This is a genomic window from Comamonas koreensis, assembly GCF_021026195.1.
GTDB lineage: Bacteria > Pseudomonadota > Gammaproteobacteria > Burkholderiales > Burkholderiaceae_C > Comamonas > Comamonas koreensis.
This window is the reverse complement of sequence record NZ_JAJNCT010000009.1, coordinates 552,429-574,737: the sequence shown is the minus strand read 5'-3', so window position 1 is coordinate 574,737 and position 22,309 is coordinate 552,429. Positions and strand designations below refer to the sequence as shown.

The window sequence follows — 22,309 nt, the reverse complement described above, 5'->3', positions numbered from 1 at the left end:
CACGCCATCCGAGCCCTGCGCAAAGCCTCGGGTATTCGGTTGGATGACCTCTCCGGCAGCGTTGGCATCAGCAAACAGACGACGTGCAATCTGGAATATGGCAAGGACACTGTCTGATTGGGAACGGTTCTGCGCCACCTGGAGGAGCTCGGCATCAGCTTATATGCCGACATCTCTGACCCGAAGGCCATGCAGCAGCTGCTCAAGCTCTCCAGCGGCGACCCGGATGCGGTCAAGCGCATTGCGGCAGAGCTGGAGAAGCCTCCCACCCAAGCGATTAGTCCTTCAGGGTTCTACTGGGTTATGGAGGATTTGGCCAAGACAGCGGCGCCAGCAATGAGCGAGCCGGCGCCACAGCCTAAGCCCCACCATGGCTCAGCGTCCCCTCAACCGCGCGCTCGTGGCGTACAGTCCGCCCATCCTGCGATGGCCTGTCAGCAGCGGCACATAAATACAATCGCTGGATCTGATGAAAACGCCCGGCTTCACCGGGCGTTTTCATCGCTAGCGCAATGCCAGGCGGGTCAGTGCTTGCGGCTCCTGCCATTCACGGCCGCGAAGGCAACCATCAGCAGGCCCACCAGCAACAACATCGCATTGCCGAGGGCCGGTACTGCCTTGACGGCGCCGCCCACATTGCCCGTGTTAGCCCTCAACGGGGTGGTAACCACAATGCTCACCACGCCATTGGCAATGGTTACCGCTGGATTGTTTTGGAAGCTCGACGCATCCCACACGAACCCGTTAGGAGCTGCTGGTATGGTCCCCGTCGCAGTGGCAGTGCAACTGGCCACAGCGGGCAGGCTGTTGATGGCAGCTGGCAGGCTTGCGCCATGGGTCACGGTAATGGAAAGCGAGAACGTACCGTCAACGCCGCAGTTCAACGAGAAGCTGAATACGCCACTCACCTGTGCAACCGCATCTGCCGGGCCGCTGAACAGCTGGCTCAGATCCAGGCTACTGGTCTGCCGCTGCAGCGCATTGGTCACGCTGACGGCTACGGGCGCAGACGCCAGCGTTGCGGTGGGGCTGGGGCTGATCGCCGGAGTTCCCGTCCAGACATAACCGGCAGGCGCTGCGGGCGGCGGGTTTTCGGTCACCGTGCAGGCATCACCATCGTAGAAGCTCAGCGCAGCACTGCTGGCACTGCTGCTGCCTGCAGCCACGGTGGCCGACCAGATTTGCGGCGCTTGTGCGCCGCAGGTCACGGTGCCGGTAAACGTGAGCGGCGCGGGCAAGCCACTGGGCGACAGACCCGTGATGACTTTGCTGACCGTCACCGGTGCGCTGGTGTTGAAGATCTGGAGATTGACCGAGCTGCTGTTGGACGAGGCCACCGGATCCACAACACCAGAAGGTGCAGCGGCGTACGCAATGTTGGGATAGGTTCCTGGAATGATGCCGGCGGACCCCACAATCGTGAATCGCACCTGGCCACCATCACCAATCGCCGCAATGGTGCTGCTCACGGTTCGCGAGGCACTGTCGTAGTTGACCGGGCCACAGGAGCCTGGTGCCAGCTCTACCGCACAGCTGGCACTGCCATACACAAAGCCTGCGGGCAATGGATCGGAAAACGCAACATTGCTGACATCGGCAGGCCCTGCGTTGACCACGCTGACGGTGTAGGTAACCGCATCGCCACTCTTGACCGAAACCGGAGCCACGGTCTTGTTGGTGGAAATATCGGCACAAACAAACTGCTGCTCCACCAGTGCCTCGTTGTTGTAGGGATCAGGATCAGTGACACCGACGGGCGCAGCCGCACGGAAGGTGTTTTGGATAGTTCCGTTGGCGGAGGTGCAGGCAGAGGTCAGGTTGGCCACCATCGTGTAGCTGATGGTGATGGAGCCACCCGATGGCAGCGTGGGCACGTTCGTATTGAACAAATAGCTCGCCCCACCGACCTGGCCGGTGTAGTTTTGGAACACCCCATTGTCCGGGCAGACCGCGCCATTGGCAGCAGTACAACCAGCAAAGGTGTAGGTGGCGTTCATGTTCACCCCCGCAGCATATGCATAGGGGTAATCCAAGATGGAGGCCCCGTCGGCTGCATCGGGGCCACTGTTGGTAAGCGTGATGTTGTAGGTGACTGTTTGACCCGCGACAAACGTGTCGGAGCTCTGCGTCTTGGTGGCAACCAGGTCGGCCTGCGGACAGGCGGCTGTGGCGGGGACCAGTTGCTCCACTTCAGCCCGGTCGTTCGATGGATCGGAATCACCCACACCCACGGGCAATCCACGGATCTGGAACACGTTCTGCAGTGGCCCTGCCCTCAAACCGCATTGGGTGGGCGCGTTCGCCACCATGGTGTAGGTGATCGTGATCGAGCCCCCCGGGGGCAGAACAGGTACCGTTGTATTGAATAGATAACCCGCGCCGCCAACCAAACCCGTGTAATTGCGGAATTCATTGGGGGCCGGGCATACAGCGCCATTCGCACCAACACAACCGACAAAGCTGTAAGCCGCACTGACACTGGTGGCCGCCGTGCCACCGTTGGCGTAAGGAAAATCTTCCATCAACGTACCACTGGCATCCGTGAGGCCGCTGTTGGTCAAGGTCATGGTGTAGGTGACGGGCTGACCCGGGACAAAGTCGTCGGTGCTCTGCTCCTTGGTCACCTGGATGTCGGTCTGCGGGCAGGCCGACGTGGCAGGCATGGCCTGCTCCACTTCCGCCCTGTTGTTGAACGGGTCTGGATCAGTCACCCCAAATGGAAGCGCCCGGGTCTGAAACACATTCTGAAGTGGCCCCGATGCCAACCCGCACAGCGAGGGAGCGGTGGCGACCATCGTGTACGTGATGGTGATGGAGCCGCCCGATGGCAAGCTAGGCACTATGGTGTCGAACAAGTAGCCTGCACTGCGCACCTCGCCGCTGTAATTTCGGAATGCAGCATTGTCTGGGCACACCGCCCCATTGGCAGGTGTGCAACCCGCAAAGATATAAGTGGCATTCGCGCGCGCCGCAGCAGTGCCACCGTTGCCATAGGGAAAGTCCTCCATCCGAACGCCATCGGCCGCTGCAGGGCCATTGTTGGTCAGCGTCATCACGTAGGTCACCAACTGGCCAGATACAAAGCTGTCGGTGCTCTGCGATTTCGTGACTACCAAGTCGGCGCCATAGTTCATCGCCGTACTGACCGAGCTCGTATTGGACTCCGGTTTGTCGTCGACGATGCCCGCAGGCGGGGTGATGGTTGCCGTATTGGTGAGCGAGCTCAAACCGGATACCGCAAAGTTTCCCGTGACGGCAATGGTGACTTTGCCAAGGTGGGGAAAACTGGGAAGGGTGCCAGACACAGAGCTGTTATTAGCAGCGATACTGGCAGGGCAAGTGGCCCCGTTGATGGCGGCGACACAGCTGGCCGCAACATTCACGACACCTTGCGGCAAGGTGTCGATAAAACTGGCCCCATTGGCCCCACTTGGCCCGTTATTGTCCAGAACGAGGGTGTATGTAAATGCACCCCCTCCATTCGCCGATGCGGGGCCGGCTTTCACAATCTGCAGATCTGCCGTCTGTCCCCAGGCCACGACCGACAACGGCAACAAAGCCGTTGCCGCCCCTAACCTTCGGAGAAGGCTGCTGAAATACTTCTTTGCCATATCTTCACTCCTTGCAGGTATTGAGTGCTACGCGGCTTTCAGAGATCGAGGCCGAGAGCATTCATTCATAAAAAATAAATATTTATCGAATGTATGAACATATGTGCTCTTATGCAAATATCGTGAACAAATGTTTCTTTGTTCAACCATACGGTGTTATTGCAGGGAAATCCTGAGTCAAAAAACAAGAGGAATGGGGTTACTGAGGAAGGCTTATTCAGCGCCGCTTAAAGGCATAGAAAGCGCGTTATCGACTCTCAAGCACGGTTTGCGGGCCTTTGGAAACGTGCTGCACCAGCAGCCTCAGAAGTCGCATACGCGACAAAGTAAAAGCACCTCAAAGCGCAAGCAAAAGTTACAAAACATTGCAGACCCACCAGAATGGACCGATGCGCCGCGAGCTACTGAACTGTCTCCACGGTCAGGGCGATGAACGCAACGCGGCGGCGTACCTGGTACAGGACCGCTATGCGCGGGTGCTCGCTTCTCACACTCCGTATTGCTACGGCCCTGCACTGGGCGGTGCGCCGACGCAAAGGGCATGAACGGTAGGCGGACCCAGCCACTCCAAGCAACTGCGCCAAGGTGCCAGCCGCCGCCCAACCAGCAGCCAAACCCGCACTGCTACACTGCTCCCGATCCCAATCCCCGCCCCTCAGCCTTGGCCCCAGCACCCCAAAACCGCTCCGCGCTGCGCAAGCGCAAGTCCAGCTGGACATCGCTGCGCATGCCCCAGCACATGGCATCCGCGCTGCAAAAAAAGCACTGGCTGCGCCTGCATGGCCTGTGCATGGGGCTGCTGGTCTTGCTGGTCATGTGGGCGGTCACGGCAGCGCTGCTCCATTCCGGGGTCCACTCGATGGCGCTGCGCTACGCCATCAGCCTGGGCGTGGGCTATGCGGTCTACCTGCTGGCGCTGCGGCTGTGGGCCGCCTACCTGGTGCGCAATGCCTATGCGCGCAAGCGCGAGGACGCCCGGGTTGATGGCATGGACCCAGTGCCCGATCTGCATGTGGGCAAGGGCGTGCCCGATGGGCCGTCGGGCGGCGGCGGTGATTTCGGTGGTGGCGGGGCATCTGGGGATTGGGCGGATGGAGACGTGTCATCTGCTGCATCCAACGTCTCCAACTCCTGGACCGATGCCCTCGATGTGGTCGATATCGGCGGCGGCGATGAGGGCATCGTCCTCGTGCCAATCCTGGCGGTATTTGCCGGTTTGCTGCTCGCCTTTTTTGGCTTTGGCGCGCTGCTATGGCTGTACTTTGGCGTGGATGTGCTGCTGACTGTGGCGGTGGAACTGGCCTTTTCGATGATGACCGCCCGCGCGCTGGTGCAGGTGGAGCGCGCAGGCTGGCTGGCCTCTGCCGTGCGACTGACCTGGAAGCCGCTGCTCGGCGCCCTGGTCTGCGCCGTGGCCCTGGGCGCCCTGGCCGACTGGTGGGTGCCCGATGCCACCACCTTGCGCGAAGTGATCGCCCATATCCGCGGCACGCGATAACAAGCTTGGCCTACCCAGCGCTGCCACCAAGCCGGTTTATGCTGGGCCCTTGCTGGCCGCCACGGCTTCCCTCTCATTCATGACAAGGACTGTTCATGCCCATCGTCGTCACTGCCCAGGACACCATCCAGATCGGCGCCGCCGAGCCCATCCAAGGCAACGCCCCTGAAGGCAGCTATGCCGCAGTATTCGAAGACGATGGCGACACCGCCTACTTCTACGCGCTGGATTTTGCGAATGCCGAACAACCCATCCAGAACGCGCTGCACATCTACAACGTGGCCGATGTCTCGGACAAGCACCTGCCCTCCGAGGTGACGATTGGCTGGTCCACCGATGGCAGCAAGGTCGTCCTGCTGATCAATGGCTACCCGCATGCCGTGTTTGATTTTGCGGCCAAGCAGGGCTACTGCCGTACCGCCTTCCCGCCGCCCGATGCAGATTCCGGCTGGAGCGGCCATGACTGGTCCGACGATGCCGTCGAGCTGTTTGCCACCGAAGCCTGATACCGAAAGGCGCAGCCGCATGCACAGCCACCAGTTTGCGCATTGGCCTTTGCCGATGCGCACAACACCGCCAGCTTTTCTACGACCAAAGTGGTACGCGAGCATCTGCCAGTGTTGATGGTCTCGCATGATGCCGATGGGGCTTGGCAGTTTCTGGATGCCACCACCGACGAGCCCGGCGATGCCTTGCTGGTCTGCATGGCTTGTATCTATGAACGCGACCAGACCTTGGAACAAATCGCAGACCTGCCATTGGTGAGTGCTTGGCGCCAGGAAGTGGGCGGCACCTGGGAGCGGGCCGAGAACCCGCCCGAGGACGACGATGAAGATGACGACCAGGCGGTCTGAAGCCTCCTGAACCGGCGCCCCAAGCCAAGCCACCTGTCACCCGACGACTACCGCGATCCCTTATTCTTGGGGTTTTGTTCAGCCAAAGGCCCGCATGCCCTACACCGTCCAACACGAAGAAGCCGATTCCAAAGGCGCGTTCTTTATCAACCGCGATGCCGCACGCGTGGCCGAAATGACCTACAGCCGCACCAATGCCACGATGATCATCATCGACCACACGGAAGTGGACGATTCACTGCGCGGCGAAGGCGCCGGTCGCCAGTTGCTGGGTGCGCTGGTCGCCTGGGCCCGCGAGACCCACACCAAGGTGCTGCCACTGTGCCCCTTTGCCAAGGCCCAGTTCGCCAAGGATGCGTCGCTGCGCGACGTGCTGTCCTGATACGGCTAGGGCAAGAGCGCATTACGACTCTCTGCCCTACATACCCATAGCGGATAGCCCAGACTGCACGGACTGCAGCCCCAATGGCTATCCGCTGAGCTGTCCTCAGCCCTTACCAAAAAAGGGCATCTAAAAAATTGCCTTATCCATGTAGCTAGGCATCTGACTCTTGGCAAAAGATCGCTTGCATAACCAAATATAAAAGCAGCGCTATATTGCTTTCTGGAATTCCAGCTCATAGCTGGGCATTCCAACACCACCGCCCGCTGCAGATTGCTCAAAGCGCAATGTCTGCACACCCTCTCGCTTGGCAAAGCCCTCCAAGATAAGCGCCATCATATAAAAAATATGACGCGGCGCTGCGATATATGCCATTCCTTTGCGTGCCCGCATGATCGTTCTATGGCTTCCGTTCTTGTGCATGGAGATAGGCCAGCCTTCTTCCAAAATACCCAAAACAGGCAAGTACAAAAAGGGGTCTTCTGAGCGCGGGCCAAAGACAAGATCGGATGAGAATCCTGCAAAAGGCGTTGTGGCATAAAACGCCGTCATCTGGATATCGGAGAATGCCTGATCCATATCATCACTTCGCCAAGATTGAATGCACAAATAACGTGCATCGCTACCAGCACCTGCGGGAAATCTCAGAAAACGGTATTCCTGTTGCGCGGCTGATATCTTTCTAAAAAATCCTGCGATGCCCATAAGGTCGGAATGGTGCACCACGATCCCAGGCAAGGTAATGTGCCCAACACACCTTTGGTTTAAATTTATTTTTATCAATGGATAGCTACTTACCATGACTGGGCGATTCATTAAAAATTATGCTCACGTCGTTATTTCTCTGAAGCCTGCATCGTCACATTGAAAAATACTGCATCAGATGCATCACGCCAGGGATACAAAGCAACACCCAGACAACGAAAAACAACCACTTTTTGGTTTGCACTTTCATAGCAACAACCCTCACAAAGAAAACCATTACAGCCGAAAGTAGAACAAGGCCAGCGACATCAAAACCAATGCAGCAACGATCTTGCCTCTATTTTCATTTGCAGCTTTCGCAATGGATGTCAGATTAGCCACACAAGCTACAGAAGCCAAAAATGAGAATAGTGCTGCGCCATAGTATTTATGCTCAAGCCCCTGCACTACGAGCAAAATCAATACTGGGGTTATCAACAAGAATTTTTTCATCAGAACTTTTTTAGCATCGAGCCTGATTAATGAGCAATCTTAATTACGCACCTGATAACCAAACCACCATCTGAACAACAAAACAAAAACAAAGGAAACAAGCAGATATATGGTCAATGCTACGTTTTTGAAAAAAACATCAGCAAACAAAGGATCCGCGATCCAAACCTTAACAGGGAATACAGAAATAGGAAGCAAGTAAAGACAATTATCAAGCTTTGATTTTTTCAAATGCGCACCACAGTTGCAGCATTTCTCCATAGCACTAAAAATCGCCTTCCAGAATAGGAACCCTCCGCAATTTTCACATCTACCTCTCATGCAAACTCCTGAACTTGTTGTGCTTTTTGTTCCATATAGTTATCAGAGTAATAAAAGAAACCAGCAACAACTCCGACAGAGAAGAAAGGGAAGCTTGCACCATTCAGAAGAAAATACTTTAGCTTATTCTCATCAATCTTTTTAAGCGATTTCAGCTCAAACAAAGCCAGCAGCGGGACGAAAGCCCATGACAGGAATATATTCAAAGCTGAAAACACCAACACCGATCAAATGAAGCGGCAAGCGCATACTCCAAGAAAAATATTATCAACGGAATAAGTATTGCAAAAATCTATACATTGAGATCTCCGATCAAGCAGACCCTTAGACTGCTCTACCGCTTCAACAGCGCATTAAAAGAATGCGAACACAGAATAAATCTAGGGTTTTGCATTTTTCGACATAACATTTAAACCGGCAATTTATTTTTTAAAACGTGATAAACCCCAAGCCGCAATGAACGTAAATAACACAATTGACAATCCAATTATTACATCACGTTCATCAAGAATTCTTGTTAATCGACTCAACAAGAAGCAGTTAAGTAAAAAAATTACGATTAAAGAAAGTTTCTGCAATTGCAAAAATAACAGAGCGACAAACGACACAGCCGACACCATATAGCAAATGTAGAAATATCTATCAAAAGCAAAGACTATCTCGGTATTTTTTGAAAAAGTTAGCCCAATTAAAACCATATTAATCAAGCAAAGAGAGAAAATTACTATCTTGCGCATAGATTACCTACCCCTCGACTTGTGCTAGGCAAGGACAGCAAAAGGGCAGCTATCACACCCAGCACAATTCCAATTGTCCCAGTTATAAGAAGTCCCAATGCGAGCGCTAACAAGTTGACTCCGGCAGTGGTAAAAAAGTTACATCCATCTTCCTCAGCGTTCGGGCTTGAACTCTGAAATATGGTTGCAGCCGCAAACATAAAGAATATTCCTGCCGCAACCAATATCAAAGCAGGCGCAAGCGCGACGGCTGTACCATATATACCTATAGCAAATACGATCGCGCCGAAAATAAGTAAAACACCACCATTACTTCCCCCTTCGATTGTGTAAGCGCCAGCACCTGTTTGAGGATCGATGCTGATAATACCTGCACCTTTCCAACCATTTTCCACAATAGGTGTTTGATGAATGGTGACCTGCATACCTGTATTCAAAGCGCTCTGTACCCTATTTTTAGTCTCTTGGCTGTGCGCTGCAAGTGCCTCGCTCACAAGATTCGGGTTGTTTTGATAGACCTTAGCGGTAATGGTATATATCTTTTGCCCCTGGGCCGTAGCTAAGCCGATGGCTTTAATGGCGGAAATCCCTTGCGGGCATTCGGACAGGCCAGCCACAAGTGTTGTTGTACCGGCCGGATTGCATTGCAATGGGTCGCCGAAGAATCGCTCTGGCACCGCATGCTCAAGCGCGCTCATATATTGACCGCGCATCCGGTTATAGCTCACCCATTTGCTTTGGTCATTGTCCTTGGCCCAAGTCAAGTTGCGGATATGACCGATATCCAGATTCACCCCAGGGAATTTAACTTGTCGCACCACGCCCCAGCTGTACACCGGGCTGGCTGCTGCGTGGAACAGTCCGTAACTCAGGCCCGGTGTTTCAACCACGCCCGCTTCACGCTGGCCAAGGCGATTGTGATTTTCGGCTTCAACAAACCAGCTCCAAATCACCGCCGTCAATAGATCTCCGCTGATTTGCTCACCTGTCAGAGCCGCTGCGCTGTTGGCCTGAATCTTCGCCTTGGTGGTCTCCAACCGCGCCTTCAGCACCTCCAGCTGCTTAGCATTGATCCCCCCCGCGCTAATGCCAATCGCAGTCGCCTGCCCCACCACATGGCTGGCATCCGGCGTCAGGTCCCACTGAGTGGGGTTGCTGTATTGCGTAAAGCCGCCCTGGCCTTGCAGATCGGTGCCCATCGTCAGCGCCATGCTGCTTTGCGCAGCAACTTGTCCGTCCACATTGATTTGTGGGTTCAGGCGGATCAGGTAACCCGGCAGGCTGGTGGGCAGCTCGCTTGGCTGGATGGGGATGCCATCAGCATGGGGCTTGGGCAAGTAGCTCGCAATCAGGTCCTCGGTTGCTTTGTCGGCAGGTACGTAGCTCAGCGTGATGCGCTTGCCTACGAGTTGGCTGACCTTGGCGGTGTAGCTCAGGATCTGATCGCCCCAATGGTCCATCAGGCTGTACTGGAACTGGTGCTGCAGGCTGGCAGGGATGCGGCTGGTGGCGGGGTTTTCCGTCACCACGGTGTAGGGCAGCTGGCCGCTCAGGGTCGCGGGCATGCGCTCAGCAATGATTTTTTTGCCGACCACGTCGCCCACGGTGGCGCCCGCGTTCTGGCTGTTGATGTAGCTTTGCAGTTGGGCCTGGTACTGCTGCATCTGGTTTTGCACGGCAGCCTGGTTCAGGTTCTGCACCCAACCTTCGGCTTCGTTGACGGTGGCACCCAACTGGGCACTGTCCAATAGCGCCTTGGCATCCAGCGGTACCGCCTGTTGCAGGTTCATGCCCGGGGCGTATTGGTATTGCTTGTAGCTGGCATCCAGCGGCAGCCAGCCATTGGCATGGGCGTTGATGTTGGGGTGCTGCGGTGGGCTGGCATCGGCGCCGCCATCGATGGCGCCTTTGCTGGCCGCATAGTTGACGTAGGCGCTGGCCCAGACGTGCTCCATGCGGATGGAGGCAATCTTGCCGTTCATGATGATGCCGGTGTTGGCAATGCCACCCTGGGCCAGCAGCTGCTGCGCAGCCGCGGGCACCTGGGCACCGCCCACCCAGTTCATGGTCTGGGCCACGGGCAGCTCAATGGTGCCCAGCTGGTAGCGGGCGGGGATATTGCTCGCGCGCAGCAGTGCAATGGTCAGGCTGGCAATGTCAAAGGCATTGCCCCGGCCACTGCCCAGCACCGTGTCGGCCGTCTGGATGGCACCCCAGGTGGGCACCCATTCGATGTGGTTGCGCACCCAGTTCTGGATGGCCACCGGGTTCTTGCCCAGCTCGGCGGCCTTGGCCTTGATCGCAGCGGTCAGCACGATCTCGTCGGTCTCGCCCAGGTCTGCATCGCTGGGCGCTTGGTCGGCGCTGGGTGGCACGGTAAATTGCACGCCGCCCACGGTGGTGACCTTGGTCACTGGTGCAGACTGCAGCGCGGCCTGGCCCGCTGGCAGGCCCGCTTGCAGGCCCAGTTGCTGGCTCCACTCCTGGCGCGTTTGCGATGGCTCACGCTTGGTGGGGGTGGGGGTGCGCCAGGGCAGCTCTGGGCTGGTGGTAATTTTTTTCTGCGGCGCGCCTTGCGCGAGCAGTGCGCCCAGCGCTTGCAGATCAGCGCTGTTGATGGAGGCGGCAGACTTGGCGGCCAGGCCGCCGTTGTTGCCCAGCAAGCGCGCAGCCAGCGCATCCAGCTTTTGCACCTTCAGCTCAAACTCGGCAGCCGCCGCATCATGGCGGGCCAATATCTCGCCACCCAGGCCCTTCTGCACCAACTCAGCGCGCATGCTGCGCAGGTCCTCACGCGCAGTACCGCTCTCGTCCTGGATAGCAACGAGCGTGTCTCGCAGCGATTCTGGGGTCGTCTTGGCGTTGTAGATGGGTGCTGGGCCTGCTTTCTTTTGCTGCGGCTGTGCCAGCGCCTGCTGCACCTGCAAGTCCCGGGTTTGCTCGCCCGCTTGCACGATCAGCGCTTGCAAACGCTGCGAGCCGGCCTGCTCCATTTTTTGGGCCTGGTAGTTGGCCGCCTTCAGTTTGGCATCCCAGGCCTGCAGGCGCTGCATTTGGCTTTGCGCCATGGGGTTGTAAGCGGGCTGGCCTTTTTCCTGGGCGATGGCACTGAGCGGTTGCAGCGCCAAGGCGATATGGGCTGCTGCCACCACATGGGCCACCGGTCGCACTATTTTTTTGAAGCCGCGCATCACGGCATCGGTTGCCACATCATCCGCTGCAGCTGCCATCTGGCTGTTGGTAATAACGATCGCCATGTCGTTCTCTCTCTCGTTTTTTGTCGTTGTCATGTGCGGGCCCATACCTTGGTGTATGGGCCCGTTGTGGTGGTGGTCAGCGGCCCGCTTGCCGGCGTCGCAGGCCCGCAGCGGCCAAGCAGGCCAGTGCGGCACTCAGCAGCAGCAATCCAACAGGGCCATTGACTGGCACCTTTTTGGCGTTGCCGGTTTCTGTTCCGGTGCCAGTGCCATTGCCGCCGTTGCCAATCTTCAAGGCCGCTGTGGCCACGGCCTCCTCGCAGCCCGCCGTGCCCAAGCTCGCAATTACCAGCACATTGGCAGGCGCGCCTTGCGGTACGGTCCAGCGGTAGGTCTGGCTCCACTGGCCAGAAGCTGCTATCGACACATTCGGAGTGGGTGCCTCCATCAGCAGCGCGCCGCTGTCGGGGTTGACCACACGCAAGGTGACTGCGCCACTGCCCAGCGCTGCGCCGGGGTTGTCCAGCTTGAAGCCCAGCGCAACGCTGTCGCCGATGTTGGCCGTGCTGGGCGTGGCCGTGATGGCGCCGGCCGCACCGGGCACACAAGCGGCTGCCGCCTTGACCTGGAAGCCCGTCGTGCTTTCAGACAGCAGATTGCCCGCGCTGTCGTACAGCTTCAGCTGCGCCTGGTAGGTGCCCGCGCCCAGCTGTCCGGCCGGCAAGGTGTAGCCAAACTCACGCGATCCGGCGGGCACCAGTTGCGTGATGGCCTCCATCTGCTGGAACGAGGTGGCGGCCTTGGCCACCAGCACGCGCTTGCTGCTTGCCAACTGCTGCACCACCGTTTCTGCGCGCAGGTTTTGCTGCACCACGTTCGATGAGGTGTTGCCCGCACGTGAGGTGATCTGCGTCGCCTGGCCCACCAGGTACTCGGCCTTGTCGGTGCTGATCTTGGTGGCATTGCTAGGGCCCGGGCCGCCCACCACCTTGAAGGGAGCCGTGGCGCTGCCGTAGACCACCCCATCTGCGGTGACCAGCTCCGCCAGCAGCACATAGTCGCCCGCCAGCACACCCGATACCGGCCAGTTGCTGCTCACCTGCTCGGTCTGCCCCACCGCCACGCTCACGGCGGCCGGCAGTGGCAGGGTCGCCACCGGGTCACCCTGGCTGTCGAGCACGGTAAAGCGCACTTGTGCATCGCGCGCAGCCACGCCGCCATTGCTGACCGGGCCGGAGAAGACTGCGCTCTCCTGGCTGGTGTACACCGGCTTGTCCGTCAACGCCTGGATGCTGATGTTGGCATTGGCGGCAATGCGCGGCACCACGATGGGCGACACCACCTCGCCCACCACAAAGCTGTTCTGGAACTTCAGGCTGGCGATCTGCGCGGCGGGGCGCACTTCTTCAATCGCCATATTGGCCAGCGCCAAGTCAAAGTTCACCTCGCGGCCCGTCTCGGTAATGCCGGTGAACGACCACAGGTACTGCGTGGAGCCATCGGCCTGCGGTAGCGTCTTGGTCGGCGCCGGCTGCAGGTTGGTGGGTACCGCATTGGCGGCAAAGTCCACCACCAGATCGGCATCCAGCGCACCCAGGCGGTCCAGCATGGTGGGCAGCCAGATCTCAATCCAGGTCGAGGACAGCAGCGATCCGCCCAGCCCCTGCGTACTCAGCCACGAGCCATCGGCGCGTTGCTGGTTCAGCACGTACTGGATGGCACGCCGCAGCCTCGGGTCGCTGCGCGAGGGGTTGGTAAAGTCCAGCGCCACACCGACGATGGCCGTGGCCACCGGGTCGCTGGTGGTGTAGCCCGTCGTATTGCCCCAGCCGCCATCGCTGTTCTGGCGGCTCCACAAGGTCTGCGCAATGTCGTAGATCAGCGTGTCAAACTCGCCAGCGCGTGCGCTGCCTTGGTAGTATTCGCGCAGCTTGGACAGGCCCATCACCCGGAACGCAATATCCGCATTGTTCGATGCCGTAAAGATGGAACCTGCCACCAGCTTGGTGGCTGACTTCGCCAAGGTCGCATCAATTTTGGCAGCGACGTCCGAACCATCCGCTGTTGTGAAACTCATGCGATTGACGCTGGAGCTGTTGCTCCACATCACGGAGCCATCCGGCAAGGCAATAGCGGAGTTGAGGGCAGCAAAGCTCAAGCGCTCGACGATCCAGTTCTCGTTGTACCAATACAGCCCGTTGCTGGTGCTCAGCAGATAGCCCTTGTCGCCAAACCGCACTAGTTGATAGGGCACGCCATTGGTAAACGCCGCAGGCGTGTCTCTGAAGCTGCCGTCCAGCTCAAACCGCAGCACGCGGTTCTGCCCAGGGTGGGTCACCAGGATGGCGCCATCAGGTTCCTGCTCAAGCTGCCCACCCGTCGATTCGAGCAGGTTGCTGCTGAGGAACTCCGACAGGTTGCCCGCGTCATCGAGCTTGAAGAGCTTGGTCTGCCCGTAAGCCTTGAGCAGGTAGCCCCCACCCGCCAGCGCAATCGCATCCGTGCTGGCCTGGCTGCTGATCCGGACCGGCGCGCCCACAGTGTCCGACAGGTAGACGCCCGAGGTGGTGGCGATCAGCAATTTGCCATTGGCCAGCACGCGCAGGTTCTGGATCGGCAAACCCGTCGCCACCGGTGTCGCCTGGGCCGAGGCCATATCCACCGCATACACGGTTTGCCTGCCCTTGTCCCCCACATAAACTTGGCCGTTGGCCGCCACGGCCAAGCGCTGGTCACCGGTGCTGAGGCCTGCAATGCTCACAGGTTTATTGGTTTTGTCAGTGCCCGGGCCGTGCTTGTTCAGCAGCGTGCTGTAGTCCACCAGACTGGCCACATTGATGCCGGTCGATTGCCCGGTCGATCCCCACCAGTGGCCACCGTAGTCCGGATTCCATTCGCCGTTGTTGGAGATGGAGACAATGGCTTCGGCCAGCTTGCGGTTGCTCGATGCAATCTCTTGCGGATTGTGCCACTCCTTGGTCGCCCACAGGCCCAGGGTGGTGGTGGTGCGGATGTAGGTATCGCCCGAGTAATTGACTTTGCCGTCCGCACGCACCTGTTGCAAGATGGCATTCATCAGCTCGTTGCGCTTGTTTTGATCGAGCGGCTGCACAAAGCGCAGGTTCTTCTCGCCGCCCACTACGGCCTGGGTTTGCACATGGCAGGCAAAGCACTTGAGGTCACTCACGTGGTGCTTGTAAGCGTAGTCATCCCCATAGCGCACCGCCTTGGTCACCGCTTCGCGGATCACCGGCGCCAAGGGGTCGGTGCTGCTGCCCGATGCCATGTCCAGCCCGGTGATCTTGATCTTGCCTTTGACCGTCTGGTCGCCCGGTGGTACCACCGGCTTGTCGACCGTGAACTTAGCCTGGGCCATATCACCCACATACAGGCTGGACTGGATCGCGGCGCCCGGCGCTATGCCGGCGGTCACCTCCACCTTCAGGCTGGCGGCCTGGTCTGGCATCCAGGTGCCAAAGCTGATCTCCTGCAGACCACCTAGCGCAATGCTGGGGGCCTGGGCCGTTGTCTGGTACACCAGCGCACCGGTGGTGGCATCCACCACCTTGAGCAGGTAGCCCGATGCGGGCAGTACCACATTGCCGGCGTTCTTCACCAACGCGCTGAAGGCCACCGGTGTGTTGGCACCCGCCTGCACCACGGGCGGCTCTGCATTGGCCGAGCCGGAGAATGCGGCCTGGGGCGTGATGTCCAGCGCGGTGCGCAAGCTGCCGGTGACCACACCCGTGGGGTTGTCCTTGCCGCGCGAGCCCGGCTCGACCAGCTTGGCAATCACGGCATACCGGCCGGCGGCGTGGCTGGCGGTGTTCCACTCAAAAAACACCTCCAGCGCTTCACCGGGATTCAGCGTGGCATCACCCAGCGGAATGGCCGCCGCATCCAGCGCAGACAAGGTGGCCACCACATCACCAGCGGGGCCCTGGATCTCCAGCACGATGCTGGTGGTCGATGCCGCTGCCGAGTTGTTCTTCAGCTTGACGCTCGCCTTGACGGGCTTGTTCAAACCCGTGGTCGTGGGCACCACCACCAGATCGGCAAGATCCAGAAAGCCCACCCCTGCCGAGGCCGGGATCACAAAGTCCTGCGTAATATCGCCGGGCTCGGCAATCGTCAGTTGGTAGATGCGCGACTGGAAGCCGTTGGCAGACACCTGCACATCCCAGGCGGTGCCTGTCAGCCCATCGAGCACGTAAGCACCTGCCCCATTGGTCAGCGCACTGTTCGCACCCACCGCCACCGTCGCATTGGCAATCGCTGCGCCCGATGTATCGGTCACCAAGCCGTGCAAGATGCTGGTTTGGCGCGCCGCAGACATCTCGATAGTGCCGGCATCCAGGCGCGAGCCAATGCTGGAGGTACCCGACTGGCTGATGCTGCCGTAGCCCGCCAACGCGTAGTTCAAGGTGATGGCGCCAATGGGAGCCGTCATCGTGAACTGGCCATCAGCCCCAGACAAACCCGTTGTCTGCGATGACGGTCCCTGGATGGTGATGGACACGCCCGCCAGCGGCGCCTTGGTCGCCGCATCGATGACCTGGCCGCTCACCGGCACAGACGTGGCGCTGGCAGAGCTCGCATCGATCAGCGCAGGCGAGAACACGCCCGTGCTGCCGGCAGGCAGATTGGCCGTGCCCGATGCACTGATCCAGCCCGCTTTGTCAGCAGAAAGAACAACAGCACCCGCTGCCACGCTGGCAATACTGTACTGGCCTGCGGCATTCGTGCTCGCCTTGTAGCTCGTTCCTGCGGCCGTGTTCTTGACCGTCACCGTCACCCCCGCAATGGGCGCGCCATTGGCCGCTTGGGTCACCGTACCCTGCACCATCACCGTCGTCACCGCAGGGTCCGGGTTGGCGGGCGGGGTCACCGTGATCGCCTTGGTCAACGTGGGCGAGAAGCTCAAGCTTCCACGCGCCTGCACCACCCCCGATCCGGTCACCAGGCTATAGCCTTCCTTGGTGGCTGCAACGCCCACCTGGCCGGCAGGCGATACCGCTATCTCGTACAAGCCTTGCGCATTGGTCTGCACCGAGATGGGAGCCCCTCCCGAGGCCGGTGTCACCGTGACCGTGGCGTTCTCCAGCGGCGTGTTGCTGCTGCCATCGAGCACCATGCCCATGACAGTGCCCGAGTTGGCCTGTTGGCCCGGGTCGGCCGGCTTAACGGCTACCAAGGCCAAAGCCCTCAAAGCGAGGGCGGTGGTGTAGCTGTCAGCTTCCCAGGATCCATCGGACTTTTGGCTCGCCAACAAATAGCTTTGCAACTGGGTGGCCACCTGCGGAGCCGAGGCAGTATAGGGATGTACGGCTTCAAACACCAACGCGCTGAGCATCTGGCTCTCGCCCCAGGCGCCAGAGGCCGCTTGCTTGGCCAGCAGTGCCTGGGCCAAGGTCTGCGCCAAGGCCAGGGTGCCAGCGTCCTTCAGGGCATCGGCATTGATGGCGCGCAGCACCACGGCAGTGGTGTAGAGGTTGGCATAGCCGCCGGCCTTGAGCATGCCGCCCGATTGCTTGGACATCAGCCACTGCATGACGCCTTGGCGGGTGGATGCGGCGGGTGTCGCCATGGTGCTGTAGCCCCAGGCCGTGTCGATGATGCCGGGCACCATTTCATCGGGATAGGTGGCATAGCCTTTATCGGCAATAAACCGGCCCGACAGCGGCGAGGTAATCTGCACACCCTGCTGGGTTTTGAGCGACTGCCAGCAAGCCAGCGTTTCCGTGGGCACGTTATCGCCCGAGGCGGGCATGGCATTCACCAGCGCCGTTACCTGGCTGTTATTGCCTGCCAGGCGCAACAAGGTTTGTGCTGCCTCGCATTGCGCCTGCGCAGCAGTGCCAAAGCGCGATTTATTGGCCAGTTTGCCGGATGGCAGAACCTGCCCTTGCAACCATGCCAAGCCTTTGGCCTGCGCCACGCCATCGGCCCGCGCAGTCGTCATCCCAGCAGCCATTAGCAGCAGCAGTAACAGCCATGTTGATAAACGCCTGCTCAGCGCACGAAAAAATGCTTCCCCCTCTGGCACCATCGTCGTCACCATCCATCTCTGTTAATTATGAAAATCGCAGCAGACACTGAAAGGCGCACGCGCGCACGCACGCCTGGTTCAGATCTGCAGGTGTTTGTTGATCTCGGGATTCGCCACCACGGCGGATGAGTCGGCCAACGCGGCGCAGACTCAAACTGCGTTACAGCAGCCAATAATTGGAGGAATGGACCGAAAAACTATGAACGGCTAGTGATTGCTCACCACACATCGCAAGCGAGGCTTTCGGCCACGCGGCAAAGCGGTACGGTATCGATGCAGCGTGCGGCTGCAGCCCTCCCCAAAGCTCCCACATATACATTTTGTTTCCATTTGATATAACTATGGACGCTAATGTAGACGAGCTTTACAAAAGCACCTAGCGTGTTTGTAACCGTCACGATGACGTTGGGTTTCTTGTTATTTGTCAGCGACTTGTAAGCATTAACCGCTAAGCCGTGTTGCGTGGGCAAAAATGCGCTCACACCCAAAACCATTGTTTAGCGCTATCTATACTGGGCTATCAGCTCAGTTTTTCGATAGCAGCTGCTAAGCACGACCGGCATGCGCCGTTACCGGCCGTCCTAGTAATTCCTAGCAAATGCAAGCCGCCAAACCCTGTAAAGCGACAGTTATATATATACAGATTTACACAACTTGATACAAAACAGACGCACTTTTAAGTGTTCTGGGTTCCGATATGTCTCATTTCAGCGCGACGCGTCGTTACTCCGCAAGAGACCCATGTGTAGGTATCAGTAGCAGCCTGAAAATCATCCAGCAACGCAATAACGACTGACTACACAAACCAGTTTGCGCAAGAGCGCGCTGAATGGCAGCCATATTCCTGCAGCAAATGCGCATCCACTTAAATAGCCACCACCCCATCCCGCAAGCGCGCCAGCGCCCCATTACCTAAAGCCTGCACGTTGTAGCAAAGGCCAATGCGGCGTTTCAGCTCCACCTCCAGCGGCTGGGTCTGCACGCCATGTATCTCCTGCGCCAGGGATTCGGGCACGATGGCCCGGCCCACACCGGCGGCCACCAGATCCAGCGCCAGCGAGAAATTGCTGGCCAGCGCGGCGGGCGAATCGGCGCGGCTGCCGTAGATGGGCATCAGGCGCTGGTGGCTGGCGTGGGTGGGGCAGACGATCCAGTCGGTGGCGGGGTCTTGCGGCGTGTCTGCTGCGTTGGCTGGCAGCAGCGCTTGTGCGGGCAGGGCCAGCACATAGCGCTCGCTCAGCAGGGGCAGGAACAGCTCATCCTCGCAGCGCAGCTCTTCGCTGGCCAGGCGCGCATCGCCCTCGCATTGCGCCAGCAAATGCAGTTGCACGCCGGGCACGCAGGCACGGGCAGTGGCGGCCAAATGCTGCACGGTGCTGCGGGCTACATCCTCTTCCACGCCAATGGTCAGGCGCTCGCGCTCGTCACGTTTGCGAAAGCGCTGGGCCAGGCCATCGGCCTCGGCCACCATGCGGCGCAGCTGGGGGTACAGCGCGCGGGCGTCGTCCGTCACCTCCACACCGCGCGCCTTGCGCACAAACAAGGCCGTGCCCAGGGCCTCTTCCAGCAGGCGGATGCTGCCCGACAACGCCGGCTGGCTCAGGTGCAGGCGCTGCGCGGCAGCGGTGATATTGCGCTCTTCAAAGACGGCCACAAAGGCGCGGAACTGGCGGTAATCCATGGCGAGCCATAAGCAAAACGTATAGGTGAAAGAAGAATAAACCATTTTTCAAGCGCCATACGCTCGCCCTACACTAGATTCTCTGCTGATTCATCAGAAAAATCTATTTCGGAAAAGGCTCCCGGATTATGCAAAACCACAAACCCCTGATCGTCATCACCGGTGCCAGCTCGGGCATTGGCCTGGCTACCGCCCAGCTGTTTTCGTCGCTGGGCCACCCGCTGCTGCTGCTGGCGCGCCGGCTGGAAAACATGCAGGCGCTGAACCTGCCCGACACCCTGGCCCTCTCCGTTGACGTGACCGACCGCGCCGCCGTAGCCGCTGCCGTGCAGCAAGGCGAAGCCCGCTTTGGCCCGGCCGATGCCATCGTCAACAACGCCGGCGTCATGCTGCTGGGCGAGATCACCCGCCAGGACCCGGACCAGTGGGACCGCATGCTGGATGTGAATGTCAAAGGCGTCCTCAATGGCGTGCATGCCGTTGCCGCCGGCATGGTGCAGCGCCAGCGTGGCAGCATCATCAACGTGAGCTCGGTGGCCGGCCGCAAGACCTTCCCCAACCATGTCGCCTATGTCGGCACCAAGTTCGCCGTGCATGGCCTGACGGAGAACCTGCGCGAAGAGCTGGCTGCCCACAATGTGCGCGTGACCACCATCGCCCCCGGCGCGGTCGAGACCGAGCTGCTCGGCCACACCACCGATGACAGCATCAAGGCCGGCTACGAGGATTGGAAGACCTCCATGGGCAGCAAGGTGCTGTCGGCCCAGGATGTGGCCAACGCCATCCACTACGCCTACGCGCAGCCAGACGGTGTCTGCATCCGCGAAATCGTGCTCGCTGCAACGCGCCAGCAAGCCTGAAAGTACCGCCTCTCAGGGTGAGCCCCGCCCAAGCCTCCTTGGAGGCGCGCTTGGACAGCCCGGCCAAATGGATGGAGGTTTGCGCGGTGGCCAGTGCAGGCGCCTGAACGTTGCCGCACCCTGGTCGCCAGAAAAAGGAGCCATGGCAGCCACCTGTGGAGGGCGCACACCCCCCATGCGGACTTGTCGTCCAGCGCAGGCAAGGCGTTGAAAGCAAGGCGACCGTGCGCAATGCACGCCGCCCGGCTGGGCTCCAGCCACCTCCAGCGATTTCAGGGTGTTTTACAGCCGTCTGTTTTGACCGCCATTCGCGATTGCGGTGCATGTCTCCTATTTAAGATTTTTGTAAAATTATTTATATTAGCCTCGTACCAGCACGGATTTAGTGCTCCAAAAATTATTCTTTCAGTCACGCGCCAATCTAGCGCTACCCAATAAGCCTTACATAAATAACTTTGAAAAACAAAACCAATAATAAATAGAAACTAATTACCAATTGCCCAGCCCAAAATATGACCATAAGATAAATCCCTTCAAAAACCCGAACAGCACTGTAGGCACTGCTTGATTCGCTTATGCATTGGCAGTACCGGGGTTTATGAATTGGTATTTATCTTAGCTTATTGGAGGCTCTAATGATTCAACTTCCCCACGTCCGCCAATGCATGGCGGCGGCCTTATTGGCCATTGGTGCCATGGGCGCCCAGGCCGCCACCGTACTCCCAGTCAGTTGCAGCACCGATCCCAATATATTCAATACCGGGTATAACCCCATCCTCCGAGGCACTCTGCCCGATGGCACGGTAGACACAGCCTGGGATGTTTCTGCGCCCATCGACTCCGGCAACGCGGCCTTGCCCCCCAATGGCCCGCTTCCCACCGCGTTCCAAGATGCTTTTACCGGCAATTTGGCGCCGGATGCCTGGAGCCCGTCCCCATTTTCAAATGCACAGTGGATATCCAGCCGCAACCAGGCCGACACGGTCACCGGCGACTGGTTTTATCGCTTGCGGTTTGAACTGGATGCCTCCATCAGCCCTTCTGGTTTTCAGCTTGCGATTGATTTCTTGGCAGACAATTCGGCCGCAACCGTGTGGGTAAATGGCATTGCTTTGGAAAGCAGCCCATCAGAAGACCCTTATTCACTTGAGGGCTATAGATTTGCCAATCGAACTCAGATGCGCTTGGGAGCGCCCAATGTCATTTGGCGCCCCGCCGGTCAAACAAACGAAATCATTGTTCAGGTAAAAAGCAATCCAGATTTGGAGGGTTTCCTGGCGCAAGTCAGCAGCACTGCGTTATGCCCTGCCAATACCCCACAGATAATGCTGACGAAAGCAGCCAGTCAGCCCAGCGCAGCGCCCGGCCAAGCCGTCAACTACACCATCGCTGTAGACAACGGCGGGACCGCATCCGCATCAGGCACCGTCGTCAGCGATCCATTGCCCAATGGCCTGCGCAATGCGAGTTGGACCTGTACCGCCAGCGGAACCCCCGGGACCGCCTGTGGCGCAGCAAGTGGCACCAGTGCGCTGAATGACACTATCGCCAATCTGCCCGCTGGCGGCCGGGTCACTTACACGGTGAACGCCATGGTGGCTCCGGGACCTGTCGAAGACATCGTGAATACCGCCAGCGCAAGCCCGCCCGCTGACAGTGATGCCATCTGCGCACCTTCTGGCGCAGCGCCGCCCTGCATCGCAACAGCAACGGTAACGCGCAGCGAGGTGATAAAACCAGCGTCCATTCCAACGCTGTCGGTGTGGGGCATTGGCCTGCTGGCGCTCGCGGTCACCGTGGGCATTGGTAGGCGATTGCGTGCACGATGACTATGTCTTCCCTTGCATACGCCGGCAGCGCCCCGTTGGCGCTGGGCTGCAAACCCATCTGAGCCGGTTGCAAACGCTGCACACCGCTGTTGA

The 22,309-nt window shown here is 59.0% G+C and carries 14 protein-coding genes; 7 read left to right on the top strand and 7 right to left on the bottom strand.

The window, feature by feature from the left end; genetic code table 11:
- Window positions 1-524 precede the first annotated feature (524 nt).
- Window positions 525-3,611 carry a DUF5979 domain-containing protein gene (locus tag LPW39_RS10365; RefSeq protein ID WP_230774258.1) on the bottom strand — a complete coding sequence of 1,029 codons (3,087 nt, stop codon included), beginning with the start codon at window positions 3,609-3,611 and terminating at the stop codon, window positions 525-527.
- 661 nt (window positions 3,612-4,272) lie between these two features.
- On the opposite strand from LPW39_RS10365, the gene LPW39_RS10360 reads away from it, so the two are divergent.
- The 4 genes from LPW39_RS10360 to LPW39_RS10345 all read left to right on the top strand — a co-directional run bounded on the left by LPW39_RS10360 (window position 4,273) and on the right by LPW39_RS10345 (window position 6,345).
- Complete coding sequence (locus LPW39_RS10360) at window positions 4,273-5,109, top strand: hypothetical protein (RefSeq protein WP_230774257.1); 837 nt, start codon at window positions 4,273-4,275, stop codon at window positions 5,107-5,109.
- Between the two features lie 95 nt (window positions 5,110-5,204).
- Complete coding sequence (locus LPW39_RS10355) at window positions 5,205-5,615, top strand: DUF2251 domain-containing protein (RefSeq protein WP_230774256.1); 411 nt, start codon at window positions 5,205-5,207, stop codon at window positions 5,613-5,615.
- Window positions 5,616-5,657: 42 nt separating this feature from the next.
- Entirely contained in the window at window positions 5,658-5,963 is a 306-nt protein-coding gene (locus LPW39_RS10350; RefSeq protein ID WP_230774254.1) for a hypothetical protein, read from the top strand.
- A gap of 94 nt (window positions 5,964-6,057) precedes the next feature.
- Window positions 6,058-6,345 (top strand): GNAT family N-acetyltransferase, encoded by a 288-nt coding sequence (locus tag LPW39_RS10345; protein WP_230774252.1) that lies wholly within the window; start codon window positions 6,058-6,060, stop codon window positions 6,343-6,345.
- A gap of 210 nt (window positions 6,346-6,555) precedes the next feature.
- On the opposite strand, the gene LPW39_RS10340 is transcribed toward LPW39_RS10345, so the two are convergent.
- The 4 genes from LPW39_RS10340 to LPW39_RS10325 all read right to left on the bottom strand — a co-directional run bounded on the left by LPW39_RS10340 (window position 6,556) and on the right by LPW39_RS10325 (window position 11,014).
- Window positions 6,556-7,161, bottom strand: coding sequence for a hypothetical protein (locus LPW39_RS10340; RefSeq protein WP_230774251.1), 606 nt, complete (start codon window positions 7,159-7,161; stop codon window positions 6,556-6,558).
- A gap of 165 nt (window positions 7,162-7,326) precedes the next feature.
- Window positions 7,327-7,542: a hypothetical protein gene (locus LPW39_RS10335; protein WP_230774249.1), complete on the bottom strand. Its 216-nt coding sequence runs from the start codon at window positions 7,540-7,542 to the stop codon at window positions 7,327-7,329.
- A gap of 317 nt (window positions 7,543-7,859) precedes the next feature.
- The gene (locus LPW39_RS10330) at window positions 7,860-8,081 is read right to left on the bottom strand and encodes a hypothetical protein (RefSeq protein WP_230774248.1); all 222 of its coding nucleotides are present in this window, start codon (window positions 8,079-8,081) and stop codon (window positions 7,860-7,862) included.
- A gap of 506 nt (window positions 8,082-8,587) precedes the next feature.
- Window positions 8,588-11,014: a transglutaminase domain-containing protein gene (locus LPW39_RS10325; RefSeq protein ID WP_230774246.1), complete on the bottom strand. Its 2,427-nt coding sequence runs from the start codon at window positions 11,012-11,014 to the stop codon at window positions 8,588-8,590.
- Window positions 11,015-11,197: 183 nt separating this feature from the next.
- On the opposite strand from LPW39_RS10325, the gene LPW39_RS10320 reads away from it, so the two are divergent.
- Window positions 11,198-12,022, top strand: a complete 825-nt coding sequence (locus tag LPW39_RS10320) for a hypothetical protein (RefSeq protein ID WP_230774245.1) — start codon at window positions 11,198-11,200, stop codon at window positions 12,020-12,022.
- On the opposite strand, the gene LPW39_RS10315 is transcribed toward LPW39_RS10320, so the two are convergent.
- Together LPW39_RS10315 and LPW39_RS10310 are read right to left on the bottom strand one after the other, a co-directional pair.
- Complete coding sequence (locus tag LPW39_RS10315; protein ID WP_230774243.1) at window positions 11,934-17,759, bottom strand: carboxypeptidase regulatory-like domain-containing protein; 5,826 nt, start codon at window positions 17,757-17,759, stop codon at window positions 11,934-11,936. The genes LPW39_RS10320 and LPW39_RS10315 overlap by 89 nt on opposite strands.
- A 952-nt stretch (window positions 17,760-18,711) precedes the next feature.
- Window positions 18,712-19,527: a LysR family transcriptional regulator gene (locus LPW39_RS10310; protein ID WP_230774242.1), complete on the bottom strand. Its 816-nt coding sequence runs from the start codon at window positions 19,525-19,527 to the stop codon at window positions 18,712-18,714.
- 128 nt (window positions 19,528-19,655) lie between these two features.
- On the opposite strand from LPW39_RS10310, the gene LPW39_RS10305 reads away from it, so the two are divergent.
- Both LPW39_RS10305 and LPW39_RS10300 read left to right on the top strand, forming a co-directional pair.
- Entirely contained in the window at window positions 19,656-20,387 is a 732-nt protein-coding gene (locus tag LPW39_RS10305) for an SDR family oxidoreductase (RefSeq protein ID WP_230774240.1), read from the top strand.
- 635 nt (window positions 20,388-21,022) lie between these two features.
- A complete protein-coding gene (locus LPW39_RS10300) occupies window positions 21,023-22,216 on the top strand; it encodes a DUF11 domain-containing protein (RefSeq protein ID WP_230774239.1) in 1,194 nt (397 codons plus the stop codon).
- The last annotated feature ends 93 nt before the right edge of the window (window positions 22,217-22,309 follow it).

Coding starts and splice junctions, on each gene's coding strand:
- LPW39_RS10340 (WP_230774251.1), bottom strand. CDS start 7,161: ATGAATCGCCCAGTCATGGTAAGTAGCTATCCATTGATAAAAATAAAT.
- LPW39_RS10300 (WP_230774239.1), top strand. CDS start 21,023: ATGATTCAACTTCCCCACGTCCGCCAATGCATGGCGGCGGCCTTATTG.
- LPW39_RS10335 (WP_230774249.1), bottom strand. CDS start 7,542: ATGAAAAAATTCTTGTTGATAACCCCAGTATTGATTTTGCTCGTAGTG.
- LPW39_RS10365 (WP_230774258.1), bottom strand. CDS start 3,611: ATGGCAAAGAAGTATTTCAGCAGCCTTCTCCGAAGGTTAGGGGCGGCA.
- LPW39_RS10345 (WP_230774252.1), top strand. CDS start 6,058: ATGCCCTACACCGTCCAACACGAAGAAGCCGATTCCAAAGGCGCGTTC.
- LPW39_RS10355 (WP_230774256.1), top strand. CDS start 5,205: ATGCCCATCGTCGTCACTGCCCAGGACACCATCCAGATCGGCGCCGCC.
- LPW39_RS10305 (WP_230774240.1), top strand. CDS start 19,656: ATGCAAAACCACAAACCCCTGATCGTCATCACCGGTGCCAGCTCGGGC.
- LPW39_RS10315 (WP_230774243.1), bottom strand. CDS start 17,759: ATGACGACTGCGCGGGCCGATGGCGTGGCGCAGGCCAAAGGCTTGGCA.
- LPW39_RS10310 (WP_230774242.1), bottom strand. CDS start 19,527: ATGGATTACCGCCAGTTCCGCGCCTTTGTGGCCGTCTTTGAAGAGCGC.